General features: G+C 67.9%; 15 protein-coding genes. 9 read left to right on the top strand and 6 right to left on the bottom strand.

All coding sequences use genetic code 11. The features are described 5' to 3' along the window. Positions 1–139: 139 nt before the first annotated feature. From PKE75_RS11000 to PKE75_RS10975, 6 genes are all read right to left on the bottom strand, one after another. A complete protein-coding gene (locus PKE75_RS11000; protein ID WP_271168773.1) occupies positions 140–1,015 on the bottom strand; it encodes an RNA polymerase factor sigma-32 in 876 nt (291 codons plus the stop codon). A 226-nt stretch (positions 1,016–1,241) separates the two neighbouring features. After that, positions 1,242–1,823, bottom strand: coding sequence for a CarD family transcriptional regulator (locus PKE75_RS10995; RefSeq protein WP_271168772.1), 582 nt, complete (start codon positions 1,821–1,823; stop codon positions 1,242–1,244). Positions 1,824–2,154: 331 nt separating this feature from the next. Next, positions 2,155–2,493: a ferredoxin FdxA gene (gene fdxA, locus PKE75_RS10990; RefSeq protein WP_271168771.1), complete on the bottom strand. Its 339-nt coding sequence runs from the start codon at positions 2,491–2,493 to the stop codon at positions 2,155–2,157. A 91-nt stretch (positions 2,494–2,584) separates the two neighbouring features. Next, positions 2,585–2,875, bottom strand: a complete 291-nt coding sequence (locus PKE75_RS10985) for an RNA-binding S4 domain-containing protein (RefSeq protein WP_271168770.1) — start codon at positions 2,873–2,875, stop codon at positions 2,585–2,587. Between the two features lie 6 nt (positions 2,876–2,881). Then, positions 2,882–6,316: a helicase-related protein gene (locus tag PKE75_RS10980; RefSeq protein WP_271168769.1), complete on the bottom strand. Its 3,435-nt coding sequence runs from the start codon at positions 6,314–6,316 to the stop codon at positions 2,882–2,884. A 145-nt stretch (positions 6,317–6,461) separates the two neighbouring features. Continuing rightward, positions 6,462–7,346, bottom strand: a complete 885-nt coding sequence (locus tag PKE75_RS10975) for a DUF3108 domain-containing protein (RefSeq protein ID WP_271168768.1) — start codon at positions 7,344–7,346, stop codon at positions 6,462–6,464. 308 nt (positions 7,347–7,654) lie between these two features. On the opposite strand from PKE75_RS10975, the gene rpmB reads away from it, so the two are divergent. The 9 genes from rpmB (at position 7,655) to PKE75_RS10930 (ending at position 18,178) form a co-directional block, all read left to right on the top strand. Beyond that, on the top strand, positions 7,655–7,963 hold the full coding sequence (gene rpmB, locus PKE75_RS10970) for a 50S ribosomal protein L28 (protein WP_271168767.1): 309 nt from the start codon (positions 7,655–7,657) through the stop codon (positions 7,961–7,963). A 74-nt stretch (positions 7,964–8,037) separates the two neighbouring features. Further along, positions 8,038–8,598, top strand: coding sequence for a queuosine precursor transporter (locus PKE75_RS10965; protein ID WP_271168766.1), 561 nt, complete (start codon positions 8,038–8,040; stop codon positions 8,596–8,598). A gap of 372 nt (positions 8,599–8,970) precedes the next feature. Next, a complete protein-coding gene (locus PKE75_RS10960; protein WP_271168765.1) occupies positions 8,971–10,179 on the top strand; it encodes an aminotransferase class V-fold PLP-dependent enzyme in 1,209 nt (402 codons plus the stop codon). A gap of 114 nt (positions 10,180–10,293) precedes the next feature. Continuing rightward, entirely contained in the window at positions 10,294–11,229 is a 936-nt protein-coding gene (locus tag PKE75_RS10955) for a D-2-hydroxyacid dehydrogenase (protein ID WP_271168764.1), read from the top strand. 186 nt (positions 11,230–11,415) lie between these two features. Then, positions 11,416–12,282 (top strand): NADP-dependent methylenetetrahydromethanopterin/methylenetetrahydrofolate dehydrogenase, encoded by an 867-nt coding sequence (locus PKE75_RS10950; RefSeq protein ID WP_271168763.1) that lies wholly within the window; start codon positions 11,416–11,418, stop codon positions 12,280–12,282. Next, entirely contained in the window at positions 12,282–12,911 is a 630-nt protein-coding gene (fchA, locus tag PKE75_RS10945; RefSeq protein ID WP_271168762.1) for a methenyltetrahydrofolate cyclohydrolase, read from the top strand. Before PKE75_RS10950 ends, fchA begins: the two co-directional genes overlap by 1 nt. A 279-nt stretch (positions 12,912–13,190) precedes the next feature. After that, entirely contained in the window at positions 13,191–14,369 is a 1,179-nt protein-coding gene (locus tag PKE75_RS10940) for a malate--CoA ligase subunit beta (protein ID WP_271168761.1), read from the top strand. 22 nt (positions 14,370–14,391) lie between these two features. Continuing rightward, positions 14,392–15,291: a succinate--CoA ligase subunit alpha gene (sucD, locus tag PKE75_RS10935; RefSeq protein ID WP_271168760.1), complete on the top strand. Its 900-nt coding sequence runs from the start codon at positions 14,392–14,394 to the stop codon at positions 15,289–15,291. Between the two features lie 115 nt (positions 15,292–15,406). After that, positions 15,407–18,178, top strand: coding sequence for a phosphoenolpyruvate carboxylase (locus PKE75_RS10930; RefSeq protein ID WP_271168759.1), 2,772 nt, complete (start codon positions 15,407–15,409; stop codon positions 18,176–18,178). Positions 18,179–18,359: the final 181 nt, after the last annotated feature.

Below are 18,359 nucleotides of genomic sequence, written 5' to 3'. Positions count from 1 at the left end.
ATCCTCATCAGCATAGGATGTGCGGCATTTTCAGCGCTGCTTGACGACAGCCATGGCGTTCGCCTTCTACGCTGAGGCTATCTCCGAGGCCGCCCAGGCCGTCTCGGAGCACACGCCTTCGTGTCCAGAGGCTAAACCCTCAGGCGACCACCTCGGCGGCGCCCATCGGGTAGCGCTCGATCAGGGCGCGGCGGAGCTTCTCCAGGGCGCGGTTCTCGATCTGGCGGACGCGCTCCTTCGAGATGCCGAGACGCTCGCCTAAGGCCTCCAGCGTCACGGTGGTCTCCGCGAGGCGGCGGGCGCGGACGATCTTCAGCTCCCGCTCGTTCAGCACGTCCAGCGCGGAGCGAAGCCAGATCACGCGGCGTTCGGTGTCGATGCTCTCGCCGACGGTCTCGTCGGGCAGCGGCGCGGTGTCGACCAGGAAGTCCATCCGCTCGGAAGAGGAGTTCGGGTCGCTGTCGAGAATCGGCGCATTGAGCGAGGTGTCGGGGCCCGAGAGGCGGGAATCCATCAGCGCGACGTCGGCCTGGGATACGCCGACCGCCTCGGCGATTTTCTTGTGCAGCACGCCGGGAGCCATCGCTTCGCCGTTCTTGGCCAGCCTTGCGCGCAGCCGGCGAAGGTTGAAGAACAGCGCCTTCTGAGCCGAGCTGGTGCCGCCGCGCACGATCGACCAGTTGCGCAGGATGTGGTCCTGAATGGCGGCGCGGATCCACCAGGTGGCGTAGGTGGAGAACCGGACTTCACGCTCCGGCTCGAAGCGGGCGGCGGCCTCGAGCAGGCCGACATGGCCCTCCTGGATCAGATCCGGCATCGGCAGCCCATAGTGCCTGAATCGGGCCGCGATCGCGATGACGAGGCGCATATGGGCCGCGGCAAGTCGGTGCAGCGCGTTCTCGTCGCCTTCGTCCTTCCAGAGCACCGCAAGATCGTGCTCCTCGCCTCTTTCGAGGAAGGGCGCCTCCATGGCGGCGCGAACGAAACGACGGCGGACTCCGGCCATTTGGGACATTGCGACACTCCCGATGCTCGCCGCCTGTAAGGGCTGGCTTTCGGAGGTGAACGCCCGAGATCAGGAAAAGGACGTCCCGGAAATGGGATTCATGATCACGCTTTCGTGATCATGGCCGCAGACCCCTTGTCGAGCACGCAGTTGCGCCAAGCGCGTGAGTCAAGGTCCTCAAACGAAAAAGGCCCGGCGCAAGCGCCGGGCCTTGGAAATCGATCTCGGAGGAGGCTTAAGCCGCCTCTTCCTGGGGCTCGGCCTCGTTCGCCGCCTCCACTTCGTCCGCGCGGCCGCGGCGCGGACCCTTGGCGAGCTGGCCTTCGATCACCTTCTGCGCCTCGATGTCCGAAAGCTTCTGGACGGCCGCCACTTCGCGCATCATGCGGTCGAGGGCGGATTCATAGAGCTGCCGCTCGCTGTAGGACTGCTCGGGCTGGGTATCGGCGCGGAACAGGTCGCGCACCACCTCTGCGATCGCGATCAGATCGCCGGAGTTGATCTTCGCCTCATATTCCTGCGCGCGGCGGCTCCACATCGTCTTCTTGACGCGCGCGCGGCCGGTCAGGGTCTCAAGTCCCTTGGCGACGAGAGCGTCGTCCGAAAGCTTGCGCATTCCGGCGGAGGCGACCTTCGCGACGGGCACCCGAAGCGTCATCTTGTCCTTCTCGAAGCTGATCACGAACAGCTCGAGCGTGTGGCCGGCGATGGACTGCTCCTCGATCGCGACGATCTGGCCGACGCCGTGGGACGGATAGACGACGTGCTCGAGCGTCTTGAAACCGTGACGATTCTGCGAGGTCTTCTTGGTGGTCATGCCGTTCCGCACTCCATGCCGCGCCAGCGCCGCAGGCGCCGGACAAGAACTCGGCTGGCGACCGCCAGACCGAACGCTTCGGCGCGTCCGCCCGCTAGACCGGACGGGACGTCGCCGATGTCAGAAGAAGCGAGCGCATGCCCAAAGACGTCGTGAGACGTCGGGACAGCCGTTTCATGCCTGATTGCCGAAAAACGCCTGGGGGCTTGGGGCGAGCGGGCGCGTCTTCTTGACCGTTTGTGAGTGGTATCACGAACGGACGTAAAAATCAATGAGATAGACGCAAGCGCGCCACACGCCGGACGAATTCACGCTTCGCCCGGCCGGCGGATCAGTCGCCCTCGCCGGGCTCCGGAGAGAAGTATTTCTCCAGCTTGCCCTCGACGCCGTCGAACTCCTTGGCGTCGGCCGGCGGTTCGCGACGGATCGTAATGTTGGGCCAGCTCTTGGCGTAATCGCCGTTGAGCTTCACCCAGGATTCCAGCCCGGATTCAGTGTCCGGCTTGATCGCCTCGGCCGGGCATTCCGGCTCGCAGACGCCGCAGTCGATGCATTCGTCGGGATGGATGACGAGCATGTTCTCGCCCTCGTAGAAGCAATCCACGGGGCAGACCTCGACGCAGTCCATGTACTTGCACTTGATGCAGTTGTCGGTGACCACGTAGGTCATCGTCGTCTCCTTGCGCGAAGGCGTGACGTAGCGAAGCTGCAGGGGCCGCGCAAGGGCGGGGGCCGAGATCTGCCCTCGTCCGCAGGTTGGATCAGCCGTCGACGCCGATGTCCTCGAACAGCGCGCTGGCCTCCGTCGCAGGGCCGCGCCGCTCGCCGAACGCCGTCACGCGCAGCACGCGGACGCTCCTTTCGAGCGCGATCGTCAGAACGTCGCCGACGCGGACCGGCTGATGCGCGGTCGCCGAGCGCCGGCCGTTGACGCGGACATGGCCGGACCGGGCGAGCTTGGCGCCGAGGCTGCGCGTCTTCACCACGCGGGCGCGCCACAGCCATGTGTCGAGCCGGGTGGAGGCCGGGCGCGCGTCGAGCGTGCCCGGCATCGAGGCTCAGGCCTCGTCTTTGGCGTCCGGGCCCTTGGCCCCTTGCGCCGGACGACGTCCGGCCTGCTCGAGCTGAGCCTTCAGCGCCGCGAGCTTCGCGAAGGGCGAGTCCGGATCGGGCGCGCGGTCGGCTCGTTTCGGCGCGGGGGTCGAGGCGAACTCCGCGGTCTGCGGGCCGCGCCGGTCGCCGCCGGGCCGGTCTGGCCGTCCGCCGCGCTCGGGTCGTCCGCCACCGCCGCTGCGGGGCGGCCGTCCCTGTCCGCCGGGACGTCCTTCGCCGCCCGGGCGGCGATCCTCGCGCGCGGGCGCGCCGCCTGCGGGCCGATAGCGCTCGCGGCGCTGCTCGGCCGAGCGCGGCGCGGCCTGGGCGTCTGCGGCGCCGGGAGCCGAAGCCGCGCCCCGATCGCGCGGCGGGCCGCGACGCTCGCGATTGTTGCGCTGCGGCTTGTCGCGACGGGCGAAGCCGCCCGGACGCCAGACCTCGATCATCTCGGGCTCGGTCGCGACCGGCTCGATCGCAGGCGCCTCCGGAGCGACGTCGGCTGCGGTCTCCGCGGCCGCTTCCGACTCGACCTCTGCGCTCTCCGCCGACAGCTCCTGCTCGACCGGCTCGTCGGACTCCTCGAGCGATTCCGTCGCCTCGGACGGGATCTCGTCGGATCCTACGGCGTCGAACAGCGGGGCGTCCTGCTCGCCGGCGTCGAACACCGGAGCATCGGCCGCCGTCTCGGCTTCGTCGTCGGAGGCGGCCTCGCCCTCGATCCCGGCGTCCTCGTCGGACGACTCCTCGATCGCCACGCTCTCCGCCGCGATGGGAGCGGCGTCTTCGACGGAAAGGTCCGGCTCGGAGACGTCAGGCGCTGCGGTCTCCACCGTCTCGGCGACGTCGGCGGCGTCCGCCGTGGGCTCGGCCGCGGGCTCCGCGCTCGCCGCGATCTCGGGCGGGGAGGCGACGACCGCCGGCTTCGGCTTGCGCTCCATGCGGTAGCCGAGCGAGCGCAGGATCTCGGCGAAGTCTTCGCCCGAGCAGCCGGCGAGCGAGGTCATCGCGACGGTCACGGTGAAGCCGTTGCCGTCTGCCGCCCCGGCCGGCGGCGTTCCGGTTCCGGGCTTCCAGGCGATCGCGGGACGGATCAGGTCGGCGAGCCGCTCGAGAATGTCGACGCGGATGGCCCGCGCCCCGCACACCCGGTAGCCGAGCGCGCGATAGAGGCCCTTGTCGATCGTGGCGTCCACCGGAATCGAGGTGCGGCCGGCGGAGGCGAGATGCGCCACGTCGTCGACCTTGGCGTCGCTGTCCGATCCGTGCGCCAGCGCCCAGAGCTGGGCCGCGAGCGCGCGCGGGGCCGGTTTCATCAGCAGCGGCATGTAGATGTGATGCGCGCCGAAACGCACGCCGTGGCGCCGCAGCGCCGCCCGCGCCGTCTGGTCTAGGCCCTTCACCTCCTCGGCCACCTTGGCGCGGTCGAGCACGCCGAGCTCCTCGACGAGCTGGTAGGCGACGCCGCGGCCCACTCCGGTGACGTCCTCGGCGCCCTCGATCGCCGCGAGCGGCCCGAGCAGCTTCTGGACGTAGGCGCGGATCCACTGGTCGAGCCGCTTGTCGACCTGCTCGCGCGCGGGCCCGGTCAGCTGCTCGTCGGCCAACACCCGCACCCGGGGCTGAAGCGCCTTTTCGCCCTTCACGAGCTTGGCGACGGGTTCTCCCTGCCAGCGGACGGCGCCGTCGGCGGCCAGCACGATGTCGGCGTCGCTTGCGTTCGCGAAGCGGGTCGCCCGCGCCTCGATCTCGCCGGCGAGCGCCTTGACGGCCGCGGCGCGCAGCGCTTTGCCCTCGACGCCGTCCGCGACGGAATCGGGCGCGAACTGGAAGCCCGCGAGCCGCCCGACATGGTGGCCCTCGACCATCACGTCGCCGTCCTTGTTGATCTCGGCCTCGAGCATGTCCTTTTCCCTAAGGCGGCGCATGAGCACGCTAGTGCGACGGTCGACGAAACGCTGCGCCAGTCGTTCGTGTAGCGCGTCGGAGAGCTTGTCCTCGACGGCGCGGGTGACGCCCTGCCAGTGTTCCGGGTCTGCGAGCCAGTCGGCTCGGTTGGCGACGAACGTCCAGGTGCGGATATGCGCAATCCGCGCGGACAGCGTGTCGATGTCCCCATCGGCGCGATCCGTCAAGGCGACATGCCGCGCAAACCAGTCGGTCGGCGCCTTTCCTGGCCCGCTGAGGAAGCCGAAAAGCTCCTCCAGGAGCTCCGTATGCTGCGCCGGCGCGATCTTGCGGTAATCCGGCACCTGGCAGACGTCCCACAGCAACTGGACCTGTTTCGGCCCCCGCGCCGCGTCCCTGACGGCGGGATTGCGCGACAGGCTGATGAGCGCGCGGACGTCGTCGGCGTCGGGCGCGCGGGTGAGCCCGGCCTCGGCCGGCGGGCGCGAAAGGCTGTCGATCAGCGCGCCGGGGTCGTGGAAGTCGAGCCGGCTGTTCCGCCACTGCGCGACCCGGACGCTTGCGAAGCTGTGGCTTTCGATGGCGTGCGCGAGCTCGGGCTCAAAGGGCTCGCAGCGGCCGGTGGTGCCGAAGGTGCCGTCCTTCAGGTGCCGCCCGGCGCGGCCTGCGATCTGCGCCATCTCGGCCGGGTTGAGGCGCCGGTGCTGATGGCCGTCGAACTTGCGGTCGCCGGCGAAGGCGACGTGGTCGAGGTCGAGGTTGAGCCCCATGCCGATCGCGTCGGTCGCGACGAGATAGTCGACGTCGCCGGCCTGGTACATCGCGACCTGGGCGTTGCGCGTGCGGGGCGAGAGCTTGCCGAGCACCACCGCTGCGCCGCCCATCTGGCGGCGGATGAGCTCGGCGATCGCATAGACCTCCTCGGCCGAGAAGGCGACGATCGCGCTGCGGCGCGGCAACCGCGTGATCTTCTTCTCGCCGGCGAAGGTCAGCTGCGACAGCCGCGGCCGGCTGATGACGTTCGCGCCCGGCAGCAGCTTCTCGACCAGCGGCCGCATGGTGGCGGCGCCGAGAATCAGCGTCTCGTAACGCCCGCGCAGGTTCAGCATCCGGTCGGTGAAGACGTGGCCGCGGTCGAAATCGGCGCAGAGCTGGATCTCGTCGATGGCGACGAAATCGACGTCGAGATCGCGCGGCATCGCCTCGACGGTCGCGACCCAGTAGCGCGCGCCCTGCGGCTTGATCTTCTCTTCGCCCGTGACGAGCGCGACCTTGTCGACGCCGACCTTCTCGACGAGGCGCTGATAGACCTCGCGCGCCAGGAGACGCAGCGGCAGGCCGATGAGGCCCGAGCCGTGCGCCGCCATGCGCTCGATCGCAAGGTGGGTCTTGCCGGTGTTGGTCGGCCCCAGAACGGCGGTCACGCCCCGTCCGCGGGCGGGGGCGAGGATGTCGGAGGCGGGCGCCGGCGCGAGCTCGGCCAGATCGGTCATTCAGCAGTCCTTAACCCGTCGTCCCGGCGGGCGCGGCTGTCGCGCGTCCCGCAAAACACGAACGGGAGCGGAACGAAGCGGGGGCGAATCGGCGATCCCCATCCGATTCCTGATTCGTTCCAAGGAGTTGGCGCAAGAGAGCCGATCAGAGATCGACGCCCTTGCCGGCCTGTTTGTCGCCTGCGCCTACGACGAAGGAGGTGGCGGAGATCACCGCGGTGCCGATCGGAGTCCTGACCGAGATCTTCCACGGCAGCAGCGCCCGGGTGCCGGAGACGGGCGCGAGCCACACCTCCATATCCTTGTTGTTCTCCATGAAGACGACCTGCTCGCGGCCTGGCTTGTGGCCGGCGATCGCCTTGTAGGAGGCCTTGCAGACGACCAGCTTGCCGTCATACGAGCCCTTCACGGACGGGTCGGCGGTCGCGGTCTCCATCCGGTCGTAGCGCAGCGTGACGTCGAAGCGCTGGCGGCCGTCGAACACCGGCAGCGTCCGGTCGCAGGACGACTTGTCGAGCGGGTCGGCGGTTCCGGCCACCGGCATCATCAGCGCGCTCAGGGGATCGACCACGCCGCGCTTGTCGGCCTCGGTCACGGGCACCGTGTCCTTGGTCTTCGGCGGCGGCTCGACGGAGATCTGGCGGATCGCGCCGCCGGCGAGCGCGAAGCGGATGATCTGGCCCTTGTCGCTCGACTTGGTGTTCAGCGCATAGGCGCTGGGCGAGACGGACGTGTCGCCATAGGCCCCGCGCGAGGTCGCCGCGCCCCTGCCGCCGGTGAAGAACTTCACGAGCCCCGTCATCCGGACGCTCATGTTCATGTCGTAGGAGGCCTTGTCGATGCCGGCCTGCATCGTCGCGGTGCCGATGTCGAAGCCCGCGAGCGTCAGGGCGTATCGGGCGCGCACGCGCGTTTCGGCCGCCGCAGGCCCGGTCGCGGCCAGCAAGGGGGCGGCGGCGAGCGAGGAGACGAGGGAGGCCGCTATGGCCGCCTTGGACCAGAGCCTGGCGTTGGAGATCGTGGAGAGCATGGCGTTTGGTTCTCGTTCGGGCCGCGCGCTATGCACGGGATCGCATCGGCGCACAGCCGTCGCCCGACTGGCGCGACGCGCATCCCGAAACTAGCGCGGATTCGGTTTTTTGTGAGGCTCGCCAGCAAGCATGCGGCCGTTCGGCTCGCTTTGCGCTCCCGCGCCGGCGTCGGAGGCTCCGATCCTTGACGCCCCAGCGGCCCGCGTCTATAGGAGCGCCTCGCTTATACAGGCTCGCGGGCCGCACGGACGTCGCTGTCCGGGGCGTCTGCACGCGGGCCTTTTCGATCGTTTCAGGAGCTGTGCCCATGTCGCGGCGTTGCGAATTGACCGGCAAGGCCGTGCTGAGCGGGCACAAGGTCAGCCATTCTAACCACAAGACCAAGCGCGTGTTCCGTCCGAACCTCGTGCAGGTCTCGTTGATTTCCGAGGCGCTCGGCCGTTCTGTGCGGCTCAGGGTTTCGGCTCATGCGCTGCGTTCGGTCGAGCATCGCGGCGGCCTCGACGCCTTCCTCGCCAAGGCTCCCGAGCTCGAGCTCAGCCAGGGCGCGCGCGAGCTGAAGCGCAAGATCGCCAAGGCCGCGGTGGACGCCCCGGTCGAACAGGCCGCCTCCTGAGGCCGGCTCCGGCGCGCGCGGATAGCGCGCGGGCTTCGATCCCTCTGTCGCTGCTGTTCCTGCCCGTCGTCGCGATGACGGTCGTCGTCGCGGCGTCGAACGTGCTTGTCGGCCATCCGGTCGAAGCCTTCGGGCTTCAGGACAAGCTGACCTGGGGCGCGTTCGCCTATCCCTTCGCCTTTCTCGTCACCGATCTGACGAACCGCCGCTATGGCGCGACGTCGGCGCGCCGGGTGGTGTTCGTCGGCTTCGCCCTCGCCGTGGCGCTGTCGATCTGGCTTGCGACGCCGCGCATCGCGCTGGCTTCGGGAGCGGCCTTCCTTCTCGGCCAGCTGCTCGACGTCTCGGTGTTCGCGCGGCTTCGGCGGATGAGCTGGTGGCGCGCGCCGCTGGTCGCGAGCCTCGCGGGGTCGGCGATCGACACCGCGCTGTTCTTCACGCTCGCCTTCGCCAACGATCCAGCGATGTCGGACGCGGTCTCGCTGGTCGGCTCTCAGCTCGCGGTTCCGCTGTGGGTGAACCTCGCTTCTTTCGACTTCATGGTGAAGGCGATCGCTGCGCTCGTGCTGCTCGCGCCTTACGGCGCGCTCATGAGCGTCGCGCTGCCGTTGGAGCGGGCCGCCCGGGCCCGCTAGCGAATTCGCCAAGGCGGCCTCGACGTTGCGTCCTCCGCGGGGGCCAGAATCATCCTTCTAAAGTCGGCGTCGAAAGCTATGGTCGTTCCGGTCCATTCTGCGTGGCGTCCCAAATCAGCGCTGCGATGAGCGAACGCCACGTGCGAGCGTGTTGCAGTGCAATATAGTCCAAGTCTAAAGCGATAGAAAGTCTCTATCGTTTGATATACAACAGGATAGTAATCTCTTCTGAAGAGGGACTTATGGTTTCCCTGAAGGAAGAGGCAAGCAGAACACTAAAAAACTGCTGTGCCTGGCGTGACTGCCTGTCGCATAGTCAAAACTGAACCTCAGTTTATTTTCTGCCGCCAAGAAGGCGCTACGGAGGAAATCATGGCGAGACGCCCAGGTCGCAATTTTCTGTTCGTTCCCGGCCCGACGAACCTGCCCGACAGGGTGCTTCGGTCGATGGCCGTGTCGATGGAGGACCATCGCTCGCCGGCGTTCCCCCAGCTGACGCTGCCGCTGTTCGAGGGCATGAAGAAGGTCTTCAAGACCAAGGACGGCACCGTGTTCATCTTCCCGTCGTCCGGCACCGGCGGCTGGGAGGCGGCGCTCACCAACACGCTCGCTCCCGGCGACAAGGTGCTCACCGCGCGCTTCGGCCAGTTTTCGCATCTCTGGACCGACATGGCGCAGCGTCTCGGCCTGGACGTCGAGATCCAGGAAGAGGAGTGGGGCACGGGCGCCCACGAGGAGAAGATCGAGGAGGCTCTCCGCGCCGACAAGGCGCATGAGATCAAGGCCGTCATGGTGGTCCACAACGAGACCGCGACCGGCGTGACCTCCAACATCGGCGCGATCCGCAAGGCGATCGACGCCGCCGGCCACCCGGCGCTGCTGTTCGTGGACTCGGTCTCCGGTCTCGGCTCGATCGACTTCAGGTTCGACGAATGGGGCGTCGACTGCGCCGTTTCCGGCTCGCAGAAGGGTCTGATGCTGCCGGCCGGCCTCGGCTTCGTCTGCGTCAGCCCGAAGGCGCTGAACGTCCGCAAGAACGCCAAGCTCAACAAGGTCTATTTCGACTTCGACGATCACCTGAAGCAGAATCCGGCGGGCTACTTCCCGTACACCCCGGCGCTGCCGCTGCTCTACGGCCTCAAGGAGGCGCTCGCCTGTCTCGAGGACGAGGGCTTCGATAACGTGCTGCGCCGTCATCACGTGCTCGCCGAAGGCACGCGCGCCGCGGTCAAGGCCTGGGGCCTCAAGCTCTGCGCCAAGAGCCCGCGCTGGCACTCCGACACGGTGAGCGCGATCCTGGCGCCGGAAGGCGTCGACGCCGCCAAGATCATCTCGACCGCCTACAACCGCTACAACCTCGCGCTCGGCGCCGGGCTGTCGAAGGTCGCGGGCAAGGTGTTCCGCATCGGCCACCTCGGCGACCTCAACGAGCTGATGCTGCTCGGCGCGATCGCGGGCACGGAGATGGCTCTGCTCGACAACGGCGTGAAGATCGAGGCCGGCTCCGGCGTCGCGGCTGCGGCGCAGTACTTCCGCCAGAACCCGATCGAGGCCCAGGCGGCGACCCCGAAGGCGGCCTGACGCGGATCTGAACGGGCCGGGCGAGAGATCGCCCGGCTCTTCTCACGCGCCATATGCCGTATTCGCCTTGAGCCGGAGGGTCGCTCCCGTCGGCGTCAACAATGGGGATCGCCCGTGCACAAGATCGTCTTTCTCGACCGCGAAAGCCTCGACGCGAAGGTTCGCGCGCCGAACTTCCCGCACGAATACGAGGAATATGACAGCACCTGGACGCCGGACGAGATCGTCGAACGGCTGAAGGACGCGGACATCGCGCTCATCAACAAGGTGCCGATGCGCGCCGACGTGCTGAAGCGGCTGCCGAACCTGAAGCTCATCGCGGTCGCGGCGACCGGCACCGACGTCGTCGACAAGGCGCAGGCCAAAGAGCAGGGCGTCACGGTCTCGAACATCCGGGGCTATGCGTTCAACACGGTGCCCGAGCACGTCATCGGCCTGCTGTTCGCGCTCCGCCGCTCGATCGTGCCTTACGCAAATTCCGTGAAGCGCGGCGATTGGAACAAGTCGGCGCAGTTCTGCTACTTCGACTATCCGATCTACGACATCGCCGGCTCGACGCTCGGCATCGTCGGCTATGGCGCGCTCGGCAAGTCGATCGGCAAGCGCGCGGAAGCGCTCGGCATGAAGATCCTGCCCTACGACGTCTTTCCGCAGGACGGCCTGGTCGACTTCGAGACCGTGCTGACCCAGTCGGACGCCATCACGATCCACGTGCCGCTCACCCCCGACACCAAGAACATGTTCGGGGCTGAGCAGTTCAAGAAGATGAAGAACCACGCGCTCCTCATCAACACGGCGCGCGGCGGCCTGGTCGACGAGGCGGCGCTGCTCGAGGCGCTGAAGTCCGGCGAGATCGGCGGAGCCGGGTTCGATGTGGTGGCGCAGGAGCCTCCGAAGGACGGCAACATCCTGTGCGACGCCGATCTTCCGAACCTGATCGTCACGCCGCACGTCGCGTGGTCGAGCAAGGAGGCGATGCAGATCCTCGCCGACCAGCTCATCGACAACGTCGAGAACTTCGTCGCGGGCAAGCCGTCCAACGTGGTGTGAGCCCCGTGCGCGCCGCGGCGGAGACAGCTCACGTCATGCCCGGCCTAAGCCGGGCGTCCACGGCTTAGGCCTTCAGCCGAAGCGGCGCGAAGGCCCAGTCGTGGATGCCCGCGAGGGCGGCCATGACGTCCGGAAGGCGCTGCAGGCGAACAGAAAACAGCCCGTAACCGGGCGACAGGGAAACAGATGACCAAGAAGCTCTTGTTCCAATTCGACACCGATCCGACCCCGAGCGTGTTCGACGTGGTCGTCGGCTATGACGGCGGCGCCGACCACATCGCGGGCTATGGCGGCGTGACCCCGGACAATGTCGGCGCCTATGTCGACGGCACGATCTACACGCGCGGCGGCTCGGAGAAGAAGTCGACGGCGATCTTCGTCGGCGGCGGCGACATGGCGGCGGGCGAGGCGGTCTACGACGCCGTGCAGAAGCGCTTCTTCGGTCCGTTCCGCGTCTCGACCATGCTGGATTCGAACGGCTCGAACACGACGGCCGCGGCCGGCGTCGCGCTCGCCGTCAAGGCGCTCGGCGGCGACGTCAAGGACAAGAAGGCGGTGATCCTCGCCGGCACCGGCCCGGTCGGCATGCGCTCCGCGGCCATGCTGGCCAAGGAAGGCGCGACGGTCGCCATCACCGGCCGCGACCTGGGCAAGACCCAGAAGGCCGCGGACGCGATCGAGAAGCGCTTCGGGGTCAAGGTCGAGGCGATCGAGGCCAAGGACGAGGCCGCCCGCAAGGCCGCCGTCTCCGGTGCCAACCTCGTCTTCTCCGCGGGCGCGATCGGCTTCGAGCTGCTGTCGGAAGCGAACTGGTCGTCGGAGGCCTCGATCGAGATCGTGGTCGACTACAACGCCCAGCCCCCGCTCGGCATCGGCGGCATCGACGCCATGGACAAGGCCAAGGAGCGACACGGCAAGCTCGCGCTCGGCGCGCTCGGCCTGGGCGGGCTGAAGCTCAAGCTTCACCGCACGCTGATCGGCAAGCTGTTCGAGGCGGCCGACCAGTCCTTCGACGCCGACGAGATCTACGCGCTCGCGAAGGAAATGGCGTGATGGCGGAGAGCCAGGCGCTCGGCGCCTTCCTCGACGATCTCGCGAGCGAGCGTTCGACGCCGGGCGGCGGCGGCGCCGCCGCGATCTCCGGCGCGATGGGCGCGGCGCTGGTCTCGATGGTCTGCAACCTGACGATCGGCAAGCCGAAATACGCCGAGGTCGAGACCGAGATCAGGGACGTGCTGGCGAAGTCCGAAAAGCTTCGGGCGGAGCTCACCAAGGCGATCGGCGACGACGTCGCGGCGTTCGACGCGGTGATGGGGGCCTATGGCCTGCCGAAGGGCGAGACCGACGAGGCGAAGGCCGAACGCACGGCCAAGATCCAGGCCGCGCTGAAGATCGCGACCGACGTGCCGCTTGAATGCGCCAGGCTCTGCGCGGAGGTGGTCAAGCTCGCCGAGATTACGGCCGACAAGGGCAACCTGAACGTGGTGAGCGACGCCGGCGTCGCCGTGCAGTCGGCTTACGCCGGTCTGTTGAGCGCCGCCCTCAACGTCCGCGTCAACGCCAAGTCGATCAAGGATCGCGACTTCGCGGAAGGCCGGCTGGCGACGCTCGAAAGCCTGCTTGAGGAAGCCGGCGCCACGACCGAGAAGACCTACGATGTCGTCAAGGACAAGCTGGGCTGAGAGCCCCGGATCAAGCCCTTCACGAGTAGAACGTCACTCCGGCCGAAGCGCCGGAGTCCAGACCCATAGCCTTGAGTTTGGTCCGTCGCCGTCCGTGCGTCCGGATCCCGGGCCAAGCCCGGGATAACGGCGGCGTAAGCGCGCCGCGTCAGTCGCTTACATGATGGCTCGAGCACAAGTTTTACGAAAGTCGTAGGTGACGCAGCTGCTCGATTTTGAAAGAATAGCTTACACAGGTAAATCCAAAAATAAGAAAAACTGAATAGCGAGGAGGGCCATATGGACGTTCACGAGTACCAGGCGAAAGAACTGCTCGCGGGGTTCGGCGTCGCGGTCCCCAAAGGCGCCGTCGCCTTCAGCCCCGACCAGGCGGTCTACGCCGCGACCGAGCTCGGCGGCTCGCATTGGGCGGTGAAAGCGCAGATCCACGCCGGCGCCCGCGGCAAGGCCGGCGGCGTAAAGCTGTGCCGGACCTATAACGAGGTCCGCGACGCCGCCAAGGGCATGCTCGGCAAGCGTATGGTCACGGCGCAGACCGGCCCCGAGGGCAAGCCTGTCCAGCGCGTCTATGTCGAGGTCGCCGACCCCTTCGAGCGCGAGCTCTATCTCGGCTACGTGCTCGACCGGAAGGCGGAGCGCGTGCGCGTCATCGCCTCGACCGAAGGCGGCATGGAGATCGAGGAGATCGCCGAGAAGAACCCGGAGAAGCTCATCCAGGTCGTGGTCGAGCCCGCGGTCGGCCTGCAGCAGTTCGAGGCGCGCGAGATCGCCTTCCGCCTCGGCCTCAACATCCGGCAGGTCTCGGCCGCCGTGAAGCTCATCATGAGCGCCTACCGCGCCTTCCGCGACACCGACGGCACGATGCTGGAGATCAACCCGCTCGTCGTGACCAAGGACGACCGGGTGCTGGCGCTCGACGCCAAGATGTCGTTCGACGACAACGCGCTGTTCCGCCGCCACGCCGTCGCCGACATGCACGATCCCTCTCAGGGCGATCCGCGCGAGGCGCAGGCCGCGGAGCACAACCTCAACTACATCGGCCTTGAGGGCGAGATCGGCTGCATCGTCAACGGCGCCGGCCTCGCCATGGCGACGATGGACATGATCAAGCACGCCGGCGGCGCGCCTGCGAACTTCCTCGACGTCGGCGGCGGCGCTTCGCCCGACCGCGTCGCGACCGCCTTCCGCCTCGTCCTGTCGGACAGCAACGTGAAGGCGATCCTCGTCAACATCTTCGCCGGCATCAACCGCTGCGACTGGGTCGCCCAGGGCGTGATCCAGGCCGCCAAGGAGGTGAAGATCGAGGTGCCGCTGATCGTGAGGCTGGCGGGCACCAACGTCGAGGCGGGCAAGAAGATCCTGGAGGATTCGGGCCTCGACCTGATCGCCGCGGACACGCTGGCCGAAGCCGCCAAGAAGGCCGTCGACGCCTGCGAAACCTACAAGTCAGCGGCCTGAAGCGAGAGGGAGGAGCACATCAATGAGCATCCTGATCGACGAAAAGACCCCGATTATCGTCCAGGGCATAACCGGCGACAAAGGCACGTTCCACGCCAAGGAGATGCTGGAATACGGCTCGAACGTCGTCGGCGGCGTGACGCCCGGCAAGGGCGGCATGACCCATCTCGGCCTGCCCGTATTCAACACCGTGAAGGACGCCGTCGCCCAGACCGGCGCGACCACCTCGATCACCTTCGTGGCCCCGCCCTTCGCGGCCGACGCGATCATGGAGGCGGCCGACGCCGGGCTGAAACTCGTCTGTTCGATCACCGATGGCATCCCCGCGCAGGACATGATGCGGGTGAAGCGCTACCTGTTCCGCTACCCCAAGGAGAAGCGGACCATGGTGGTGGGGCCGAACTGCGCCGGCATCATCTCGCCGGGCAAGGCGATGCTCGGCATCATGCCGGGCCACATCTACCTCAAGGGCAAGGTCGGCGTGATCTCGCGCTCCGGAACGTTGGGCTATGAGGCGGCGAGCCAGATGAAGGCGCTCGGCATCGGCATCTCGACCTCGGTCGGCATCGGCGGCGACCCGATCAACGGCTCGTCCTTCCTCGACCACCTCGCGCTGTTCGAGCAGGACCCGGAGACCGAGGCCGTGCTGATGATCGGCGAGATCGGCGGTCCGCAGGAGGCGGAAGCCTCCGCCTGGATCAAGGAGAACTTCTCCAAGCCCGTGATCGGCTTCGTCGCGGGGCTGACGGCGCCGAAGGGCCGCCGCATGGGCCATGCCGGCGCGATCATCTCGGCGGCCGGCGACAGCGCGGCCGAGAAGGCCGAGATCATGAGATCCTACGGTCTGACCGTCGCGCCGGACCCCGGCTCGTTCGGCCAGACCGTCGCCGAAGTGCTTGGCAAGGCGAAGAAGGCTGCCTGAGGCGGCCCTCTTCTTGCTTTATTCCAGGGACGCGGAGGCTCAGCCGCCGCGTCCCTGTCATGCCGTTTTCGCGCCGGGCGTCCCCGACAAGCGCCCGATCGAGTGGAGCCTCGCGATGACCCCAATCCCCCATGCAGCTCCGAGCGAGACCGACGCCATTTTTGCGCCCCCCGTCATCACCGGCACGTCCGGAAGCGAAGCCACCGACATCCTGTTCCACTCGCTGATCGACGTCTGCAGGCGTCACCAGCCCGAGCTCGAGGCCGTGCTGCGCGGCGAGGCCAACATCTCGGAGCTCACGCCCGAGCTGATGGCGCGCGCGCTGCAGGTGCAGGGCATCTGGTTCCAGCTGCTGTCGATCGCCGAAGAAAACACGGCGATGCGCCGGCGTCGCCACGTCGAGCGCACCCGCGGCCGCTCCGAGGTCAAGGGCACCTTCTCCAACGTGCTGGCGGAGGCCTCCGCCGCCGGCATCCCAGCGAACGAGATGCACAACCTGCTGAAGGAAATCCGCATCCGGCCGACGCTCACCGCGCATCCGACGGAGGCAAAGCGCGTCACGGTGCTGGAGAAGTTCCGCCGCATCTACCTCATCCTGCGCGAGCTCGAGCTGCCGCGCTGGACCGAGCGCGAGCGCAACGCGCTGATGGCCGACCTGCGCGACCAGATCGAGCTGGTCTGGATGACGGGCGAGCTGCAGCTCGAGAAGACGACGGTGGTGCGCGAGGTCTCCTGGGGCCTGCACTTCTTCGACGAGTCGCTGTTCGAGACGCTGCCCGAGGTGCTCTATTCGCTCGAGGAGTCGCTCGCCGAATATTACCCGGACGAGCGCTTCGAGATCCCGCCCTTCTTCCAGTTCGGCTCCTGGATCGGCGGCGACCGCGACGGCAACCCCTTCGTCACCTCCGCGGTCACCCGGACCACGCTGAAGCGCAACGCCCGCGCCAGCATGCGGCGCTACCGGACCCGGCTGAACGATCTCGGCCGCAGGCTGTCGCTCAGCGAGCGCGCGCTGACGACCTCCGACGGCTTCAAGGCTGAGCTCGCCGAGCGTCTGGCTGCGAGCGGCGACGGCACGGCGATCGCCGGCCGCAATCCCGGCGAGCCCTACCGCCAGTTCCTGACCTGCGTGCTCCGCAAGCTCGACGCCACGATCGAGCGGAACAAGGAGGAGCCGGTCATCCTGCCCGGCCCCTATTACACCAACGCCGACGACCTGATCGACGACCTCAAGGCGCTGGAGCGCGGGCTCGACGGCGCCGGCTGCCGCTCGCTTGCGGTCAACATGGTGCGGCCGGTCCGGCGGATGGTCGAGATTTTCCGGTTCTCCACCGTGCGTCTCGACATTCGCGAGAACTCGACGCGCACCACCAACACGCTGCGCGAAATCTGGGGCGTACTGAACGAATCTGAGCCCGACGAGGCGCCGGCCGCCGACAGCCGCGAATGGCGCGACTGGCTGTCCGCCGAGCTCGCCAATCCCCGCAACCCGACCCGACAGCTCAAGGGCCTGTCGGAGGACGCGCAGGAGACGCTCGCGACCTTCGCGCTCGTCTCCGAGATGCGCTCGCAGCTCGACCGCGAGGCCTTCGGCTGCTTCATCCTGTCGATGACGCGCTCGGTCGCCGACATCCTCGGGGCCTATCTGCTCGCCAAGGAGGCCGGCTGCTTCCTCGACGGCGCCGGCGTCGAGATCTGCCAGCTGCCGATCGTGCCGCTGTTCGAGACCATCGAGGACCTGCGCGAGGCCCCCGCCATCATGCGCGAACTGCTGGCGATCCCGGTCGTCCGCCGTTCCACCCGCTGGCAGGGCGAGGTGCAGGAGGTGATGATCGGCTACTCGGACTCGAACAAGGACGGCGGCTACTTCGCCTCGAACTGGGAGCTCTACAAGGCGCAGGCCAAGCTCACCGAAGTCGGCCGCCAGGCCGGCGTGCCGATCGCCTTCTTCCACGGCCGCGGCGGCTCGGTGTCGCGCGGCGGCGCGCCGACGGCGCGGGCGATCGCGGCCCAGCCGCCGGGCTCGATCCGCGGGCGCTACCGCACCACCGACCAGGGCGAGGTGGTGTCGTTCAAATACTCCAACCGCGGCACCGCGGCCTACCAGATGGAGCTGACCGCCTCGTCCGTGTTCGAGCATGCGCTGATGTCGGAGCGCGAGGTCGTCCGCGGCCAGAAGACCGAGTTCGACGACGCGCTCGAGGCGCTGTCCGGCGCGTCTCGCGCGACCTATAGCCAGCTGATCGGGCACGAGCACCTCGTGACCTACTTCCAGCACGCCAGCCCGCTGGAGGAGCTCGCGCTCCTCAACATCGGCTCGCGCCCGGCGCGCCGCTTCGGGGCGCGTTCGCTGTCGGATCTGCGCGCCATTCCCTGGGTGTTCGCATGGGCGCAGAACCGGCACATCATCACCGGCTGGTACGGCATCGGCTCGGCGCTGAAGAACTTCATCGACGTCCGCGGCGAGGTCGGCGAGGCGCTGCTGCGCCGCATGTTCGAGGAATCCAAGGTGCTGCGCCTCGTGCTCGACGAGGTCGAGAAGACGCTGCAGATGGTCGATCTCTCGATCGCGCGGGAATACTCGACGCTCTGCCCGGACAAGGCGGCGGTCGAGGCGATCTTCCCGATGATCGAGGCCGAGTACGCGCTGACCTGCGAGATGGCGCTCAGGGTCAGCCGCGGCAAGGAGATCGCCGAGCGTTACCCCGCCTTCCGCGAGCGCCTCGCGCAGCGCCTGCCGGTCATCAACCAGGTGAGCCGCGAGCAGGTCGAGCTGCTCCGCCGGTTCCGCGCCGAGACCGACACGGCGAAGCGCGAAGAGGACATCAAGCCGCCGCTGCTGCTCTCGATCAATTGCATCGCGAACGGCTTCGGCGCGACGGGGTGAACGGACGAGGCCTCACCACGAGCGCCGTCATGCCCGGCGAAGCCGGGCATGACGCTATGGAGGCGGGACGTTCGCCGATCGCTTCGGACGATTATACCAACTGCGGCGCAGACGCGCAGTAGACCAAATGACGCCAGTTTCGGGCGTCTCATAGGTCTGATGGCGAATAGGCAAATGAACC

The sequence above is a fragment of the Hansschlegelia plantiphila genome, from assembly GCF_027922265.1.
In the GTDB taxonomy this organism is placed as follows: domain Bacteria; phylum Pseudomonadota; class Alphaproteobacteria; order Rhizobiales; family Methylopilaceae; genus Methylopila; species Methylopila plantiphila.
This window is presented reverse-complemented; position numbering and strand designations above follow the sequence as displayed.